The organism is Actinokineospora sp. NBRC 105648, assembly GCF_030269645.1.
Taxonomy (GTDB): Bacteria; Actinomycetota; Actinomycetes; order Mycobacteriales; family Pseudonocardiaceae; genus Actinokineospora.
On sequence record NZ_BSTR01000003.1, the window covers coordinates 18,654 to 35,863 of the forward strand.

The window sequence follows — 17,210 nt, forward strand, 5'->3', positions numbered from 1 at the left end:
GGGGGTGTCAGTACACATGCCGCATGCGAGTTCTCGCCGCTGTGGCTGTTGTGCTCTCGGGCGCCTGGATTGTCTACTTCGCGAACTACTACCAGCTTGACCTGGAAGTTTACCGAATCGGCGTGGACACCTGGCTGACCGGCGGGAACATTTACGAAACGCTGCCCAAGACGTCTCTCGGTTTCACGCTGCCGTTCATCTACCCGCCGATCTCGGCGGTCGCGATGATCCCGTTGACTGTCGTGTCGTTCCCGGTGGCCAGCGCCGTCATGGCATTCCTCACCGTCACGCTCGCGGCGGTGACGATGGCCGTGGCGCTGCCCGCGCTGCGGCTGTCGAGGAACTGGCTGGTGCTACTGCCCGCGCTGCTGTTCCTGGAACCGTTCCGCTCCACCCTGTTCTACGGGCAGGTGAACGTGGTCCTGATGGCCATGGTGGCGGCGGACTGCCTGGTCCGGACCCCGCGCTGGCCGCGCGGCGCCCTGGTCGGGGTGGCCGCGGCGCTGAAGCTGACCCCGGCCGCGTTCATCCTGTTCTTCCTGCTCCGCCGCGACTGGAAATCACTCAGGAACGCCGGGATCTCCTTCGCCGCCGCCACCGGTGCCGGATTCCTCTTCGCCTGGGATGAATCAGTCGAGTTCTGGACCAAGGCGGTGTTCACCACCGGTGAGAAAGTGGGCGTCGGCTACGAGGGAAATCAATCCATCCTGGGTGCACTCACCCGAGTGGACACCACGTGGCTGTGGCCGGTCCTGGCGGTGGCGGTAATCGCGTTGGCGGTCGCCGGAATGCGCCGAGTGGACGGCCCACTGGCGTTCGCGGTGAATGCGCTGGCAATGCTGCTGGTGTCGCCGATATCGTGGTCCCACCACTGGGTCTGGTGCCTGCCGGTACTCCTCGTCTTCTTCGCCTACGGGCAGCGGACACTCGCCCTGGGCGGGGCGGTGGTGTTCTTCGCCGCGCCGCACTGGTGGACGGACTCGTTCCTGGTCAACACATACCTCTACTACGCGGTACTGGCCCTGGTGGTTGTGTCGATGACCACGAGGACCCGGCTGCGGGCGGATCCGACGGCTGCGGCCGCTGTGGCGTCCACCCCGTGGCTCCGCCTGCCGAGGCCCCGGGCGCGCGGCTCGGCCGAGACCGCGCCGGATGTCCGCGCCGCCGCCCCGGCGCCCGCGCTGGCGAGTCCACCTAGGACACTCGACTGAGGGGTCCACAGTGGATCATTGGGCGGCTGGGCGCCCAGCTCGGCCATGATCGACAAATTGGTTGAACCATTGAGGTGTCCTGGGCGCGGGGCCGGGTACTCCACGGGACATGAGGCACCCGGACATCACGGACAACGACGTAGCGGTGTTCGCCACCACCGTGCCGGGCCGGGTCGAGCACCTGGCGACCCTGCGCGGGCAGCTGCAGCGCTGGCTGGACTCCCGCCGCGTCCCGGAGCCGCTGCGCGAGGACGTGGTGCTGGCCGCGCACGAGGCGGTGAGCGACGCGATCCATCAGCAGGGCGCGGAGAAGGAGGACACGACCGTCACCCTGCACTGGGACGAAGCGGGCGTGGTGATGACCGCGATCGACCACTACACGTGGACGGCGGGGACCTCGGGCTCCGGGGACGACCGCGACCACCGGCTGCGCCTGATCGCCCGGGTCGCCGAGCGCGTGGACCTCACCGTCGAGGAGGACCACGGCACGCTGACCGCCTACTTCACCACCGACGGCGACTGACCCGCGGACTGGACCGGCGTACCGGTCACTCCAGGCCCATGGACCGGCGGATCTCGGCGAGCTTGGCCCGGCCCGCCTCCTCGCGGTCGGCGAGCTGCTCGTCCAGGGACTTCACGTCCGGGCCGGAGCCACCCAGACCGGCCAGCTCTACCGAGCCCGCGGAGGTGTGGACGCGGTTCTCGATCCGGTCGCGGACGTAGTCGAAGCTGGGGACGCCGCCCGCGGAGTAGTCGGCGGGCGGGAGCACCGGCGCGGGTGCGGTGGCGGGCTCGTCGACGAGCTCGGCGTCCACCACGTTCGGGTCGTCGCTCATCGTCCGCTCCATCCGCTCGGTGCCGTTCCACCCCACCTTATCCCCGGTCACCGTCTCACGGGTGAGCCGGACCGGGGCGGTGGGGTCGTCCACGGGGGAGCAGGGTCAGAAGAGTCAGAAGATGATGACCAGCAGCAGGATCAGCGCCAGAGCCACGGCGATGATCGTGGGGATCAGCGCGGGCGAACGGCGGTAGTGGCTCTGCACCGAGGTGGTGCGGAACCAGTTGCCCGGCAGTCGACGGCGGTGCTGTTGGACCCGAGGCATGGCTGCTCCCAACCCTGTTGCGCCCCGCGGCGGAGCGCGGGGCGGCGGAACCGGACCTGGCACCGGGTCCCGAAGAACCCGATCATGCTTCACGTACCCCGTGTGGGTGGCCCTGACACCTGCGCGTCACCGGCAATGTGCGGTGCTATCGGGCTGGGTACCCCGTCCGCAGGACTTCCTCGATCACACCGGACAGGGTGGCCTCGCTGTTCAGCTTGCCCACGACCTCGTCGGTCAGCGGGCGCAGCGCGTACACGTGGCGCACCGCGGCCAGGTCCACCGACGTCTCGTAGTAGTCCTGGGCGAACTCCTGGAAAGCCTCGGGAGTGCCGTCGGCGAGGGGGCTGAACAACCAGTCGGCGCCGTCGTCCCCGTCACCGGGGAAGTCGATCTCACCGTGGTGCCACCGGTCGTCGGTGTGCTCCCGCCACAGGCAGACGGTGACCGAGGGAACGCCCTCGTCGGCGAAGGCGGGCTCGTCGACACACGGCTGGAACACGGCGGGCACCCGGTCGAGCACACCGGGCCACGGTTGCCCGTCGTCGGTGGCGTACGGGCTCATCGGCGACTCGTGGTCGAAACCGCGGACGAAGGCGCCCGCGGGGGTGAACGCGATGGAGTACTCGTCACCGCCGCCGTTGCGCTTGACCGACACCTCGGTTCCGGGGGACCAGGCGGGGTCGTGGTCGTGGTAGCGGTCGTCCCTGTCGGGGGAGAGGAGGACGTCCAGCGCCGCCAGGGCGATGCAGCGGGCGCGGAGCTGGTCGATGGGCGGGAGGTGTTGGGCTAGGTCGTAGACGGTCATGCGGTGCATTAGACCTGTGTGAGTCGGGCGTGGATCTGCAGGGGTTGCGGGCTTTGCTCAGAGCCCTGGGCTTGGTCGAGCTTGTGCCGCCCCGCGCTCTCCAGCAGGGCGGGCTGGTCCGGAGTGGCTGTCTGGCTGGGTGGTGAAGTGTTGCGACAGGTGGTTATTCAAGGTGGATGGCGGTCGCGCGGGGGTATTTGTGGCCGGGGATCGGTGTGGGGGAACCGGTGAAGGACACCGAGGTTCCAGTGAGGAGCAGGGTGTAGCCGTTGGGTAGTTCGTCGCGGGAGGCGAACCATGAAGCGCCGCGGGTGTCGGTGATGAAGCCGTGGGCTTGGCCCGGCCGCCAGCCGGTCACGGTGCCGCGTCGGCGGCCGCGGGGGAGGCCCGGTGCCGCGGCGACGGCCTCTGTGGACCGCACGAAGGGGCGCCGCAGGGGGTAGTCGTCGCGGTCGGCGGGGGCGAACAGCGCGTCGAAGGACGGGGTTGTGGTGGCGGCGGCGCGAAGTGGTGCGGCGGTGCGGGGTGTCCACTCCGGAGGTAGTGGCAGTTCGTCGACCACCGGTACCACGACCCGTATTCCTCGGCGGGTGAGGCGGGTGGCCAGTGGGGTGAAGTCGGCGTCGCCGGTGACCAGGACGACCCAGTGCAGGGGGGTGGTGGTGGCGCGTTCCCAGGCCTCGAGTGCGAAGTGGACGTCGACGCCCTTCTCCTTGCCGCCGTGCAGGGGCAGGTCGTGGCGGGTGATCCCGGCGACGGCCAGGGCGGTGTCGAAGGAGGTGGCCGGGGTCTCGATGCGGCCCCGAACGTAGTGCGCCTCCCGCACCACGCACTCGTCGAGTGGGCGCCCGGTCTGGGTGTGCACGAACCACCGCAGCGCGTCGTGGAAGCCGTCGAGGGCGACTCGGGCGGCCCGCGGGTGGGCGGTGGCGTAGAAGTCACTCAGGTACGCGAACCACGTCCCGTCGTAGAACACACCGATGTGCACGAGTTCACCCACTTGGCCGACCTTACCGGGCGGGTGTCGGCGGCAGATCCCCGTCCGCGCGTCGGCACGCCGGATCACCCGAAACTCGTCCCGGCTCCCGGCCTGATGACACGGACGGCCCTTGTTTTCCCTTGCGGCACTTGCGGTGCCGCCTCGCGGACGGTTCGCCAGAGCGAAGGGTGAACCGCGTTTCCCTGAACGGTGTTGATGCCCACCTGCGGGCGGGTGTGGTCAGTGACGTACTCGACGGGACGGTGCGGACCACGCGGACCAGCGGACCGCTGACCGGCACGAACTCGCACACCGTCGGGGCGGCCAACCCGAACCTCGACTGCGCCCTGCGCGGTCTGTCGAGCCTGTCCGTGCCGATCGGGCAGACGACCTTCCTCTGATCGCCGCGCGGCCCGTCCGGTCACCGAACCGCGGCGGTCACTTGGCGGCGGTGAGGTACGCGGTGAGGATGGTCAGGTGGGTGCGACTGGCGCCCGCGTGCCGGGCCCGGCCCTCGTCGGTGATGCGGACGAAGACGCCGCGGCGGTCGGCCTCGCACAGGGACCGGTCGACCAGGCCGGCCTTCTCGAGGCGGGCGACCGTGCGCGACAGGGCGCTCTGGCTCAGGTACATCGCCGCGGCGAGGTCCTGCATGCGCAGGCTGTCGCAGTCTTGGGCGGCGAGCCGGTCGAGCGTCTCGAACTCGTTCATGCTCACGCCGTGCGCCTCGGCCAGCTCGCGGTCGAGCCTGCAGGCGATCTCGTTGTAGCGCAGCGTCAGCGACCGCCACTGGTCGATGAGCTCAGGCCGCTGGAACATGGCCTGCACCCTAGCATGCGCAGACAACATATGTCGATGCATCTTATGCGCTGGAATAACATGTTGCTACATTAGATGCTGTCGCATGTAGTTTGGCGCTGTGTCTCTCACCGAAACATCACCCGCCCCCGCGTCCACGCGGGCTCCCGCCTGGTCCGGCCGGCTCTGGGGAGTGCTGGCCGTGTTGTGCGTCGTGCTGTTCCTCGACGGCATGGACGTCTCCATGGTCGGTGTCGCGCTGCCCTCGATCGGCGCCGAGCTGGGCATGTCCGACTCGTCGCTGCAGTGGCTGGTCAACGGTTACGTGCTCGGCTACGGCGGTCTGCTGCTGCTCGGCGGCCGCACCGCGGACCTGCTCGGCCGCCGCCGGGTCTTCCTCATCGCGCTCGGCGCGTTCGCCGCGGCCTCGCTCGTCGGCGGCCTGGTCGACGACGGCGTGCTGCTCGTGATCACCCGCTTCGCCAAGGGGCTGGCCGCCGCGTTCACCGCGCCGACCGCCATGTCCATCCTCACCACGACCTTCCCGGAGGGTCCGGCCCGCAACCGGGCGCTGTCGATCTTCACCGTGTTCGGCGCCAGCGGGTACTCCTCCGGCCTGATCATCGGCGGCCTGCTCACCAGCGTGGGCTGGCGCTGGACCTTCCTGACCCCGGTGCCGCTGGCCCTGGGCGCGCTGGTGTTCGGCCTGCGGCTGATCCCGCGCGACACCACCCGCGCCGAGGGCGGCCACGACTTGTGGGGCGCGGTCACCCTCACCACCGGCATGCTGCTCGCCGTCTACACCGTGGTCACCGCCCCCGAGCGCGGCTGGCTCTCCCCGCTGACCCTGGGCTCGATCGTGGTGGCCGCCGGGCTGCTGGTGGCGTTCGTGCTGATCGAGAACCGGATCGCGCACCCGCTGATCCGCCTGGGCATCCTGCGGGTGGCAACGGTCGTCCGGGCCAACCTCAGCGTGATCGCGCTGATGGGCTCCTACATCAGCTTCCAGTTCATGATGACTCTTTACCTGCAGAAGGTCCTGGGCTGGGCACCGTTGGCGATGGCGTTCGCGCTGCTGCCCGCGGGCCTCGTGGTGGTGGTCGGCTCACCACTGGTCGGCAAGCTCATCGACCGCTACGGCACCGAACGGCTCATCCTGGCCTCCATGGTGTCGTTGAGCCTGGGCTACCTCTGGTTCCTGTTCACCGCGGGCGGCACACCGGACTACCTCACCTCCATCCTGCCCGCCATGCTGCTCCTCGGCGGCGGGTTCGGGTTCGGCTTCAGCGCGATCATGGCCCAGGGCACCGACGGCATCGACGACGCCGAACAGGGCCTGGCCGCGGGCCTGCTCCAAACCTCCGGCCAGGTCGGTTCCGCCCTCATCCTGGCGGTCGTCACGGCAGTGCTGGCGGGCGCCACCACCCCCACCGACCTCAGCGGGTTCCGACCAGGCTTGAACCTGGTGACCGTGGTGGCGGTAGTCGGCCTGCTGCTCAACCTCGTACCGCTGGCACGCCGCGCACGTCGCCGCTGAATCGGGGGCAAGGGGGACTACCGGCCCGCTACCGCGCACGTCTTCGGCCAGGACGGTACTCGGCAAATGCCGGGACACCACCAAGCCGACCTCGACGTGCTGGTGGCGGGCCGGTGGTGCGCACCCGGGCTTGCATCGCGGCACATCGTTGGTATGACTGGGAATAGCGGACTACAGTCCACTTCAGACGCCGATCACCGATGGATCGGTTGGCGTTCGGCGGAATCTCCCGGGACAGTTCACCCGACGAGAATGTGGATCGTCACCGGACCGGGGGAAACCTTTACCAGCACACGGGAAACCCTTTCCAGCGATGATCTCCGTTCGCTAGATTCCTTGTGCTGTCACCGAATCCCAGCGCGAATCCGATGCGGACCCGTCCCAGGCACCGCGATCCCGCGCGTCCCCCACCCTGACCCCCGAGAGGAACCACCGGTGCGCCTGCCAGCACGCAAACACGTCCCCATCGCACTCGCCGCGCTCAGCCTCACGACCCTGGCCGTCCTGGTCCCCACCGCCACCGCCGCACCGAAGACCGGCACGCACACGGCGGCGGCACCCACGACCTTCCCGCCGTCGTCGACCCCGAACTCGACCACCCCGACCATCCCGTCCTCCTCGACCCGGACCACGCAGACCACCCCGACGGTCCCGTCGTGCTACACCCCGATCCCGACCACGACGACCACCACCACGACCACGCCCGGCCCGACCTACACCACCTCCGTCCCCGCGCCGGGGACGACCTACCAACCGGCACCCGGCGCCCTGACCAGCCTCCCGCAACCCACGACCAGGCCGTCGACACCGGGCGAGAACATCGCCCTGTTCGGCTACGCCCAGGCATCCTCGACCACACCGGGCTACTGGGCCACCAAGGTCAACGACGGCTACACCAACGCGGGCCAGGACTGCCGGGACAGCTGGAGCACCACCACCCGATCAGCGGACGCAGGCCCGGAATGGGTCGCCATCCGCTGGCACGACTACACCAGCGTCGGCCACATCGTCCTGCACACCACACCCGGCAACCAGCTGCGCGACTTCGACATCCAGGTCCTCCACCAGAACGGCACCTGGTACGACACAGTCGGGACCTACAACTACAACACCGCGAACACCGTGCAGGTCTGGTTCCCGCCCCGCCTCAGCAGAGGCGTCAGGGTGTTGGCGAAGGTCGGTCCCTCCAGCCAGCCGAACGTGCTGCGGGTGAACGAGGTCCAGGTATACGCCTACTGAAGGCTGACCCCGCTGGTACGCGACAGGATCCCGACCTCGCTGGTACCCAAGTGAATCCCGCTCCCCAGCAAACCGCAGCGGATAGGCCGATCTCGCTGGTACGCCAGAGAATAGCGACCCCGCTGGCACCGAAGCCCAGCCATGGACCCGCCCGCCACCACCCACCCATCCGCAGCGGATAGGCCGACCGCGCTGGAACGCAACGCCCGCTACGGATGCTCGATCTAGTGGACTCGCTTCGTGTGGGGGGAGAGTGCCGCTAAACTTGCCGTGGGTGGGAATGCCCTTACCTGCCCTTTTCTCTCCACCGCGGTGCTCTAGGGGCCCCACACGAAGCGAGTTCACTAGATCGAGCCCCGTCTTTTCCTCGGGCAGCCCATGTCTACGAGCCACCCGTGGCGTCGACCCCCGGGCGGCACACCTCATGAGCTGCCCGAGTAAGAGCGGGGCTCGATTGGCTGGACTGCCTTCGCGTGGGGCCCCTAGAGCACCGCGGTGGTGAAAAAAGGGCGGGTGAAGGGCATCCCCACCCACGGCAAGTTTAGCGGTGCTCTCCCCCCACACGAAGGCAGTCCACCCAATCGAGCACAAACGTAACGGGTCTTGCGTACCAGCCGGCTCGGCATTTAGAGAGTGAAGAGCAAGGAGGACAAGGGAGGACGAGAGGTAGATTGCTGTGTGGCCGGTGGCCGTGGAACGCCGCTGTAGCAATGGATTGCGGCGTTCCACGGTCCCTAGCCCGTCACAGCAACGCAGTGGCCTCGGTCAGCGTGTGCCGGAGGATTCGCTCGATCTCGTCGAACTCCGCCTGTCCGGAGGTCAACGGCGGTGCCACCTGCACCACCGGGTCCCCTCGGTCGTCCGGCCTGCAGTACAGCCCGTTCTCGAACAGGGCTCCCGGTAGGAAACCACGGATCAAGCGTTCGCGTTCGTCCGCGTCCAGGGTTTGCTTGGTGTGCTTGTCCTTGACCAGTTCCACTGCCCAGAAGTATCCGTCGCCTCGGACGTCGCCGACGATGGGGAGGTCTAGCAGTTTGCCGATGGTGGCGCCGAAGGCGGCTTCGTTGTCCAGGACTCGTTGGTTGAGTCCTTCGGTGTCGAAGATGTCCAGGTTGGCGAGGGCGACCGCCGCGGAGACCGGGTGGCCGCCGAAGGTGTAGCCGTGCGGGAACACCGTCTTGCCGTGCAGGAAGGGTTCGATGATCCGGTCGCTGGTGATCATCGCGCCGATCGGGGCGTAGCCGGAGCTCATGCCCTTGGCGCAGGTGATGATGTCGGGTTGGTAGCCGAACTTCTCGCAGGCGAAGGTGGTGCCGTGCCTGCCGAAGGCGCAGATCACTTCGTCCGAGACCAGTAGGACGTCGTGGGTGTCACAGATCTCGCGGACCCGTTCGAAGTATCCGGGTGGTGGGGTCAGGCAACCACCGGAGTTCTGCACCGGTTCCAGGACCACCGCGGCCACGGTGTCCGGGCCCTCGAAGAGGATGGCCTCCTCGATCCGGTCCGCGGCCCAGCGGCCGAAGGCGACCAGGTCGTCGGCGTGTTCGCGGGCTCGGTAGAAGTTGGTGTTGGGTACCCGGAAACCGCCGGGGGTCAGGGGTTCGAACTGCTGCTTCATCGCGGGCAGGCCGGTGATGGCCAGGGCGCCCTGGGGTGTGCCGTGGTAGGCGACGGCGCGGCTGATCACCTTGTGCTTGAGGGGTTTGCCGATGAGCTTGAAGTACTGCTTGGCCACCTTCCAGGCGCTCTCCACGGCCTCGCCGCCACCGGTGGTGAAGAAGACCCGGTTCAGGTCGCCCGGTGCGGCGTCGGCGAGGCGCTCGGCCAACTGGATGGCCGGCGGGGTGGCGTAGCCCCACACCGGGAAGTAGGCCAGTTCCGCCGCCTGGGCGGCCATCGCGTCGGCCAGTTCGCGGCGGCCGTGGCCGACCTGGACCACGAACAGGCCGGACAGCCCGTCCAGCACCCGCCTGCCGCGGTTGTCCCAGAGGTGGGCGCCCTCACCGCGGGTGATCACCGGGATCTGCTGCTGCGCGTGCGTCGAGAGCCTGGTGAAGTGCGGCCAGAGGTTGCCCCACCCGGTGCCGCCGAGGGCGGACGCGGCCGGGTCGTGCTCGGTGAGCGTCATGTGTGCCGTCCTTCGTCTCAGTCGTTGCGGGGGAAGCCGAGGTCGAGGCCGTGCCGCGTGCCGTCGGGCCAGCGGGAGGTGACGACCTTGCCCCGGGTGAAGAAGTGCACGCCCTCGGTGCCGTAGGCGTGGGTGTCGCCGAAGAGCGAGTCCCGCCAACCGCCGAAGGAGTAGTGGGCGACCGGGACCGGGATCGGCACGTTGACCCCGACCATGCCGACCTCGACCTCGTTCTCGAACCGCCGGGCGGCGGCGCCGTCGCCGGTGAAGATCGCCGTGCCGTTGCCGTACCGGTTGGCGTTGACCAGGTCCAGCGCCTCGGCGTAGCTGTCGACCCGGACGACCGAGAGCACCGGTCCGAAGATCTCGTCGGTGTAGACCGACATCTCGGGGGTCACGTGGTCGAGCAGCGTCGGGCCGAGGAAGAAGCCGGAGCCGTCGGCGTCGGGCACGACCTCCCGGCCGTCGACCACCAGCTTGGCGCCCGCCCGCTCGCCCGCGGCGACGTAGTCGGCGACCTTGTCCCGGTGCGCGCCGGTCACCAGCGGCCCCATGTCGCAGCCGCGCCTGCCGTCGCCGGTGCGCAGGCCGCGGGCCCGTTCGGCGATCGCGGCCACCAGCGGGTCGGCGACCGCGCCGACGGCGACCACCACGCTGATGGCCATGCACCGCTCGCCCGCCGAGCCGAACCCGGCGTTGACCGCCGCGTCGGCGGTCAGCTCCAGGTCGGCGTCGGGCAGCACCACCATGTGGTTCTTGGCCCCGCCCAGGGCCTGCACCCGCTTGCCCGCCGCGCCCGCGCGCTGGTGGACGTACTGGGCCACCGGGGTCGACCCGACGAATGAGACGGCCTTGATCGACTTGTGGTCCAGGAGCCCGTCGACGGCCTCCTTGTCCCCTTGCAGCACGGTGAACACCCCGTCGGGCAGGCCCGCCCGCTGCCACAGCCGGGCCAGCAGCAGCGCGGCCGACGGGTCCTTCTCGCTCGGCTTGAGCACCACCGTGTTGCCCGCGGCGATCGCGATCGGCACGAACCACAGCGGCACCATCGCCGGGAAGTTGAACGGGCTGATCACCGCCACCGGGCCGAGTGGCTGGCGGATCGAGTGCACGTCCACCCCGGTGGAGGCGTTCTCGGTGTACCCGCCCTTGAGCAGGTGCCCGATCCCGCAGGCGAACTCCGCCACCTCCAAGCCGCGCGCCACCTCGCCCTGGGCGTCGGAGACGACCTTGCCGTGCTCGGCGGTGATGATCTCGGCGAGCTCGTCGGTGGCCGCGTCGAGCAGCTCGCGGAAGGCGAACAGGACCCGCGTGCGCCGCGACAGCGAGGTGTCCCGCCAGCCGGGGAACGCCGCGGCGGCGGACGCCACCGCCCGTTCTATCTCCGCAGGGCCCGCCATCGCCACCTGCCGGGCGACCTTGCCGGTGGCCGGGTCGAACACGTCGGCCGTGCGGCCCGAGTCGCCAGGCACCTCCGCGCCATCGATCCAGTGCCCCACGGTGCTCGCGTTCATCCGATTCCCTTCCACTCACATCTGGTTCCACACCAGCCTCTTGCGCCCGCCCGCGCACGGCTAGTTACACACTGCCGCACATCTCTGACGAGGGCCGACGATGTGTAAAGCCCGGTGCTAGGGTCCGGCCATGTACCCGACCGTGGCGGACGTGCTGGCCACCCCCAGCGTCCAGGCGGGCGACCCGCGGGTGCGCGCGGGCGCGGAGGGTCTCGACCGGCCCGTCCGCTGGGTGCACGTCAGCGAGATCGCCAACGTCGCGGGCACCCTCGAGGGCGGTGAGCTGCTGCTGTCCACCGGCATCGTGGCCACCGACCCCGGCGCCGACCTGGCCGCCTACGTCACCGCCCTGCGCGAGGCCGGGGCGAGCGGGCTGGTCGTGGAGCTCGGCAGGCACCTGCCCGCCCTGCCCGAGCCGATGGTCCGCACCGCCCGGCGGTTGGGGCTGCCCCTGGTGGAGCTGCGGCGCACCGTGCGGTTCGTCGAGATCACCGAGGCGGTGCACGCCCGCATCCTCGACGTCGAGCACGAGCGGCTGCGGTTCACCCAGCAGGTCGACCAGGTGTTCACCACGCTGACCGTGGAGGGCGGCCGGGTCGAGGAGGTCTTGGCCCAGGCCAGTGCCCTCGGTGGCCACCCGGTCGTGCTGGAGGACCTGTCCCACCACGCGATCGCCTTCAGCGACACCACCAGGGCGGGGGAGGTGCTGCGCGACTGGGAGTCCAGGTCGCGGCTGGCGGTCGCGGGTGCCGAGACCGCGGTGGCGGGCCCCGAGCGCTGGCTTTGCACACCGGTCGGCCCGCGCCGCGGCCGCTGGGGTCGGCTGGTGGTGCCGCTCGCGGTGGCCGAGTCCGACGCCGACCGGGTGGTGGCGGTGCTGGAACGGGCCGCGGCCACGCTCGCGATCACTCGGATGCTCCAGGGTGAGGGGCTGGACGTCGCCCTCGACGCCCACGGCGGCCTGCTGCGCGACCTGCTCGCCGGGCAGGTCACCGACGAGCGGGCGATGAGCGCGCGGCTGCGGGCCATCGGCCTGCGCGCGGGTCGCGCCTACGCGGTGTTGGTCCTCGCCGTCGGGTCGCCCGGGGCCCCGTCGGCCGAGGTCGACCAAGCCGCACTCGACGCCGCCGCCGCGACCGCCCGAGCCCAGGGCCGGGGCGCCCTGACCGGCATCACCGCGCCCGGCCGGATCGCGGTCGTGTTCTCCTGCCCCGCCGACACCGACGAGCCCGCGGCCGTGCGCTCGTTCCTGGCCGCCCTGGCGGACCACCCCCGGCTCCCGGCCGGGCTGGTGGCCGCCGCCGCGACCCCGGCCACCCGGCTCACCGGGCTGGCCGCCGCGCTGGAGGAAGCGACCCACGTCGCCGATGCCGTCGCCGCCAACCCAGGGCACCAACGGGTCCACCGGACCCGTGACCTCGGGGCGCGGGGGCTGCTCTGGTCACTGCGCGCGGACCCCAGGCTCCAGCAGTTCACCGAACTCCAGTTGCACCCCCTGCTCAGCCACCGCGCGCAGCGGCACGGCGAAGAACCCGGCCTCGACCTGGTCGGATTGCTGCGCTCCTACCTCGCCGCCAACGGGAATGTCGCCGTGCTCGCGCGCGTCCTGCACCTGAGTCGACCCGCGGTGTACGCGCGGCTCAAGCGGCTCTCGGACGTGCTGGACCGCGACATCGCCGACGCGGAGACCCGGCTGTCGCTGCACCTGGCGGTCCTGGCTCACGACCAGGCGGCGCGCGTCACCGGCTGATCGGCGTCGCGGTGGGCGGTCGCCGGCCCGCCGAGCGGACCTGGCAAGATCATCATGTCCGGCGGGCACGCCGTGTTCACGGGCGGTTCTTGATTGGTTCAAGAAAAGTGGGCACACTGTGCCGCGTGCCCCCCACCTCGGACTTCGAGCGGATGCTGCGCGAGGTCGCGCTGCGCGTGACGCGTCCGCGATTAGCCGTGCTGGCCGCGGTGCACGAGCACCCGCACGCCGACACGGACTCGATCATCGGGGCCGTGCGGACCGGCCTCGGGGACGTGTCCCACCAGGCCGTCTACGACGTGCTGCGCGCGCTCACCACCGCGGGTCTGCTCCGGCGCATCCAGCCTCCGGGGTCCGTGGCGCGGTACGAGGCGCGGGTCGGGGACAACCACCACCACGTCGTGTGCCGGGGGTGCGGGGCCATCGCCGACGTGGACTGCGCCGTCGGGCCCGCGCCCTGCCTGACCGCTTCCGACGCCCACGGCTTCACCATCGACGAGGCCGAGGTCGTCTACTGGGGCCGCTGCCCCGACTGCACCACCGCACTCAGTTCCTGAGCACACGCTCTCATCTCGGAAGGATTCCCGTGTCTGAAAGCCCTGACGCCGTAGTTGGAGACATGAACGAGGAAGGCGCAGGCGGCTGCCCGGTCTCGGCTGGGCGCTTCAACCACCCGACCGAGGGCGGGGGCAACCGCGACTGGTGGCCCAACCAGCTCAACCTCGCGATCCTGCGCAAGCACACCGCGGTGGCCGACCCGATGGACGCCGACTTCGACTACGCCGCGGCCTTCCAGACCGTCGACCTCGACGCGCTCGCCGCCGACGTCGACGCCGTGCTGACCACCTCGCAGGACTGGTGGCCCGCCGACTTCGGCCACTACGGCCCGTTCATGATCCGGATGGCCTGGCACAGCGCGGGCACCTACCGCGTCCACGACGGCCGCGGTGGCGCGGGCGCGGGCATGCAGCGCTTCGCCCCGCTCAATAGCTGGCCGGACAACGGCAACCTGGACAAGGCGCGCAGGCTGCTCTGGCCGGTCAAGAAGAAGTACGGCCGCACCGTGTCCTGGGCGGACCTGATGATCTTCACCGGCAACCGCGCGCTGGAGACCATGGGCCTGACCACCTTCGGCTTCGCGGGCGGTCGCGCCGACGTCTGGGAGCCCGACGAGGACGTCTACTGGGGCCCGGAGCGCACCTGGCTCGGCGACGAGCGCTACACCGGTGACCGCGAGCTGGAGAACCCGCTCGCGGCGGTCCAGATGGGCCTGATCTACGTCAACCCGGAGGGCCCCAACGGCAACCCGGACCCGCTGGCCTCGGCGCGCGACATCCGCGACACCTTCGGCCGGATGGCGATGAACGACGAGGAGACCGTGGCGCTGATCGCGGGCGGCCACACCTTCGGCAAGGCGCACGGCGCGGCCGACCCCGACCGCTACGTCGGCCCCGAGCCCGAGGGCGCCCCGATCGAGGAGCAGGGCCTGGGCTGGAGGAACAGCTTCGGCAGCGGCAAGGGCCGCGACGCGATCACCAGCGGTCTCGAGGTCACCTGGACGGCCACGCCGACCACCTGGAGCAACTCCTTCTTCGAGAACCTGTTCGGCCACGAGTGGGAGCTGACCAAGAGCCCCGCGGGCGCCCACCAGTGGCAGCCCAAGGACGGTGCCGCGGCCAACACCGTGCCCGACCCGCAGGACGGCTCGCTCAGCCGCCCGCCGACCATGCTCACCACCGACCTCGCGCTGCGGTTCGACCCGGTGTACGAGCGGATCTCGCGGCACTTCCTGGCGAACCCGGACCAGTTCGCCGACGCCTTCGCCCGCGCGTGGTTCAAGCTGACCCACCGCGACATGGGCCCGATCCAGCGCTACCTCGGGCCGCTCGTGCCTCAGGAGACGCTGATCTGGCAGGACCCGATCCCGGCCGTGGACCACGAGCTGGTCGGCGCCGAGGACATCGCCGAGCTCAAGGCGAAGATCCTGGACTCCGGGCTCACCGTCGCCCAGCTCGTCTCCACCGCGTGGGCGTCGGCCTCGACCTTCCGCGGCAGCGACAAGCGCGGCGGCGCGAACGGCGCCCGCATCCGCCTCGAGCCGCAGCGCGGCTGGGAGGTCAACGGCCCGGACGAGCTGGCCCAGGTGTTGCGCACGCTCGAGGGCATCCAGGAGTCCTTCAACAGCGCCCAGACCGGCGGCAAGAAGGTCTCGCTGGCCGACCTGATCGTCCTCGGCGGGTCCGCCGCCGTGGAGCAGGCCGCCAAGGCCGCGGGCCACGACGTCGAGGTCCCGTTCACCGCGGGCCGCACCGACGCTTCGGCCGAGCAGACCGACGCGGAGTCCTTCGCCGCCCTCGAGCCGGTCGCCGACGGGTTCCGCAACTACCGCGGCAAGGGCACCCGCCTGCCCGCGGAGTACCTCCTGGTCGACCGGGCGAACCTGCTGACCCTCAGCGCGCCGGAGACCACCGTGCTGGTGGGCGGCCTGCGGGTGCTGGGCGCCAACTCCCCGCAGTCCACCCTGGGCGTGCTCACCTCGACCCCGGGCGCGCTGACCAACGACTTCTTCGTGAACCTGCTCGACCTGGGCACCACGTGGAAGCCGACGGCGGCGGACGCGGAGACCTTCGAGGGCACCGACGCCACCGGCGCGGTCAAGTGGACCGGCAGCCGCGTCGACCTGATCTTCGGCTCCAACTCGGAGCTGCGGGCGGTCGCCGAGGTCTACGCCGCCGATGACGCGCGCGAGAAGTTCGTGCGCGACTTCGTGGCCGCGTGGGTCAAGGTCATGGAGCTCGACCGCTACGACCTGGTGTGATCCGCTGTCCAGGCCGGCCGCACGGCGGCCGGCCTGGACACCGCCCTGGTACCACCGCTCGATACTCGGTTCCAGGGCGCACGCTCGAAACTCATTGTCAGATTTTGTGAAAGGCGTCCATGTCGGCCTTCTCCGCCGCATCACCGGTGTCTGACGTGGTGGCCACGCTGCGGGCGGCCGGGTGCGTGTTCGCCGAGGACGAGGCGCGGTTGCTCCTCGACGCCGCCTGCTCGCCGGTCGAACTCGCGGACATGGTGCGGCGGCGCGTCGAGGGGGCACCGCTGGAGGTCATCCTCGGCTGGGCCGAGTTCTGCGGTCGCCGGGTAGTGGTCGACGCCGGGGTGTTCGTGCCGCGCACGCGCTCGACGTTCGTGGTCCAGCAGGCCGTCGAGCTCGCGCGGCCGGGAGCCGTCGTGGTCGACCTGTGCTGTGGCGCGGGCGCGCTCGGCGCCGCGATAGCCGCCGCGGTCGACGGGATCGATCTGCACGCCGCCGACATCGAGCCCGCCGCGGTCCGGTGCGCCCGCCGCAACCTCGCGGAGTTCGGCGGCCAAGTCCACGAGGGCGACCTCTACGACCCACTGCCCGCCGCGCTGCGCGGCCGGGTGGACGTCCTGGTCGTCAACGCGCCGTACGTGCCGTCCGAGGAGATCACGATGATGCCGCCGGAGGCCCGCGACCACGAGCCGCGGGTGGCCCTCGACGGTGGCCCGGACGGGGTGGACGTGCACCGCAGGGTCGCCGCCGAGGCATCGCGGTGGCTCACCCCGGGCGGCAGCCTGCTGATCGAGACCGGCGAGCACCAGGCCGACCTGACCGCGGGCACCATGGCCGAGCACGGACTGGTTCCCCGCGTGGTCACCTCCGAGGAGTTCTACTGCACCGTCGTCATCGGGACCAAACCAGCAGCCTGACCAGGCGCCTGCCGCGTGTCGGCAGCTCCGGAGTCAAGGCTCCGGTTCTGTTGTGCGCCAACGAAACCTATGTCCCACGTGGACTGAGTGGGTGTGATCGCGGGCCAGGGAGGCGGGTTTCGAGGGCGGCGAACGCACCCGGTGGCGCGGTGGCCACCACCAGGACGTCGAGGTCGGAGTCCACCCGCGCGGTGCCGCGGGCCAGCGACCCGCCCAGCAACACCCCGCACACCAAGGGATCCTCGACCAGTTCGGCCAAGACCTCATCGAGGACACCGCGGTGCGCGGGCGTGGGGAACCGGATGCTCGTCACGACACCCCCGCCCCGGCGGCCACACCACCACAATGCACGTAACTGCAATGCACATGACCACAGCGCACATGACCACAGCGCCGCATCACCACAATGCCTTC

Annotated in this window: 17 protein-coding genes; 9 read left to right on the top strand and 8 right to left on the bottom strand. The window is 70.4% G+C overall.

Translation table 11 applies throughout. The features are described 5' to 3' along the window. Positions 1–23: 23 nt before the first annotated feature. On the top strand, positions 24–1,211 hold the full coding sequence (locus QSK30_RS03290) for a glycosyltransferase 87 family protein (protein WP_285499417.1): 1,188 nt from the start codon (positions 24–26) through the stop codon (positions 1,209–1,211). Positions 1,212–1,320: 109 nt separating this feature from the next. Beyond that, a complete protein-coding gene (locus QSK30_RS03295; protein WP_285499419.1) occupies positions 1,321–1,734 on the top strand; it encodes an ATP-binding protein in 414 nt (137 codons plus the stop codon). A gap of 25 nt (positions 1,735–1,759) precedes the next feature. Here the strand turns inward: QSK30_RS03295 and QSK30_RS03300 are convergent, their stop codons facing one another. The 4 genes from QSK30_RS03300 to QSK30_RS03315 form a co-directional block, all read right to left on the bottom strand. After that, positions 1,760–2,140 (bottom strand): hypothetical protein, encoded by a 381-nt coding sequence (locus QSK30_RS03300; protein ID WP_352231543.1) that lies wholly within the window; start codon positions 2,138–2,140, stop codon positions 1,760–1,762. A 21-nt stretch (positions 2,141–2,161) separates the two neighbouring features. Next, positions 2,162–2,314, bottom strand: coding sequence for a hypothetical protein (locus QSK30_RS03305; RefSeq protein ID WP_285499421.1), 153 nt, complete (start codon positions 2,312–2,314; stop codon positions 2,162–2,164). A 145-nt stretch (positions 2,315–2,459) separates the two neighbouring features. Then, positions 2,460–3,119, bottom strand: coding sequence for a hypothetical protein (locus QSK30_RS03310; RefSeq protein ID WP_285499423.1), 660 nt, complete (start codon positions 3,117–3,119; stop codon positions 2,460–2,462). Between the two features lie 163 nt (positions 3,120–3,282). Further along, positions 3,283–4,119, bottom strand: coding sequence for an NYN domain-containing protein (locus QSK30_RS03315; protein ID WP_285499426.1), 837 nt, complete (start codon positions 4,117–4,119; stop codon positions 3,283–3,285). A 167-nt stretch (positions 4,120–4,286) separates the two neighbouring features. Between QSK30_RS03315 and QSK30_RS03320 the strand changes: the two genes are divergently transcribed. Further along, positions 4,287–4,499, top strand: coding sequence for a hypothetical protein (locus QSK30_RS03320; protein WP_285499427.1), 213 nt, complete (start codon positions 4,287–4,289; stop codon positions 4,497–4,499). A 37-nt stretch (positions 4,500–4,536) separates the two neighbouring features. Here the strand turns inward: QSK30_RS03320 and QSK30_RS03325 are convergent, their stop codons facing one another. Further along, positions 4,537–4,917 carry a MarR family winged helix-turn-helix transcriptional regulator gene (locus tag QSK30_RS03325; RefSeq protein ID WP_285499428.1) on the bottom strand — a complete coding sequence of 127 codons (381 nt, stop codon included), beginning with the start codon at positions 4,915–4,917 and terminating at the stop codon, positions 4,537–4,539. 172 nt (positions 4,918–5,089) lie between these two features. Here QSK30_RS03325 and QSK30_RS03330 point away from each other — a divergent pair, with 172 nt between their 5' ends. Together QSK30_RS03330 and QSK30_RS03335 are read left to right on the top strand one after the other, a co-directional pair. Further along, complete coding sequence (locus QSK30_RS03330) at positions 5,090–6,433, top strand: MFS transporter (RefSeq protein ID WP_285499429.1); 1,344 nt, start codon at positions 5,090–5,092, stop codon at positions 6,431–6,433. Positions 6,434–6,868: 435 nt separating this feature from the next. After that, positions 6,869–7,672 carry a DUF7402 domain-containing protein gene (locus tag QSK30_RS03335; RefSeq protein WP_285499430.1) on the top strand — a complete coding sequence of 268 codons (804 nt, stop codon included), beginning with the start codon at positions 6,869–6,871 and terminating at the stop codon, positions 7,670–7,672. 742 nt (positions 7,673–8,414) lie between these two features. Here the strand turns inward: QSK30_RS03335 and QSK30_RS03340 are convergent. After that, entirely contained in the window at positions 8,415–9,800 is a 1,386-nt protein-coding gene (locus QSK30_RS03340) for an aspartate aminotransferase family protein (protein ID WP_285499431.1), read from the bottom strand. 17 nt (positions 9,801–9,817) lie between these two features. Beyond that, on the bottom strand, positions 9,818–11,314 hold the full coding sequence (locus tag QSK30_RS03345; RefSeq protein WP_285499432.1) for a CoA-acylating methylmalonate-semialdehyde dehydrogenase: 1,497 nt from the start codon (positions 11,312–11,314) through the stop codon (positions 9,818–9,820). Positions 11,315–11,444: 130 nt separating this feature from the next. On the opposite strand from QSK30_RS03345, the gene QSK30_RS03350 reads away from it, so the two are divergent. The 4 genes from QSK30_RS03350 to QSK30_RS03365 all read left to right on the top strand — a co-directional run bounded on the left by QSK30_RS03350 (position 11,445) and on the right by QSK30_RS03365 (position 16,796). Next, a complete protein-coding gene (locus QSK30_RS03350; protein ID WP_285499433.1) occupies positions 11,445–13,064 on the top strand; it encodes a PucR family transcriptional regulator in 1,620 nt (539 codons plus the stop codon). Between the two features lie 125 nt (positions 13,065–13,189). Then, a complete protein-coding gene (locus QSK30_RS03355) occupies positions 13,190–13,621 on the top strand; it encodes a Fur family transcriptional regulator (RefSeq protein WP_285499434.1) in 432 nt (143 codons plus the stop codon). Positions 13,622–13,683: 62 nt separating this feature from the next. Beyond that, positions 13,684–15,882 carry a catalase/peroxidase HPI gene (gene katG, locus QSK30_RS03360; protein ID WP_285499435.1) on the top strand — a complete coding sequence of 733 codons (2,199 nt, stop codon included), beginning with the start codon at positions 13,684–13,686 and terminating at the stop codon, positions 15,880–15,882. A gap of 119 nt (positions 15,883–16,001) precedes the next feature. Next, complete coding sequence (locus QSK30_RS03365; protein ID WP_285499437.1) at positions 16,002–16,796, top strand: putative protein N(5)-glutamine methyltransferase; 795 nt, start codon at positions 16,002–16,004, stop codon at positions 16,794–16,796. Between the two features lie 67 nt (positions 16,797–16,863). Here QSK30_RS03365 and QSK30_RS03370 read toward each other — a convergent pair whose 3' ends face one another. Further along, positions 16,864–17,109 carry a nucleotidyltransferase domain-containing protein gene (locus QSK30_RS03370; protein ID WP_285499438.1) on the bottom strand — a complete coding sequence of 82 codons (246 nt, stop codon included), beginning with the start codon at positions 17,107–17,109 and terminating at the stop codon, positions 16,864–16,866. Positions 17,110–17,210 lie beyond the last annotated feature (101 nt).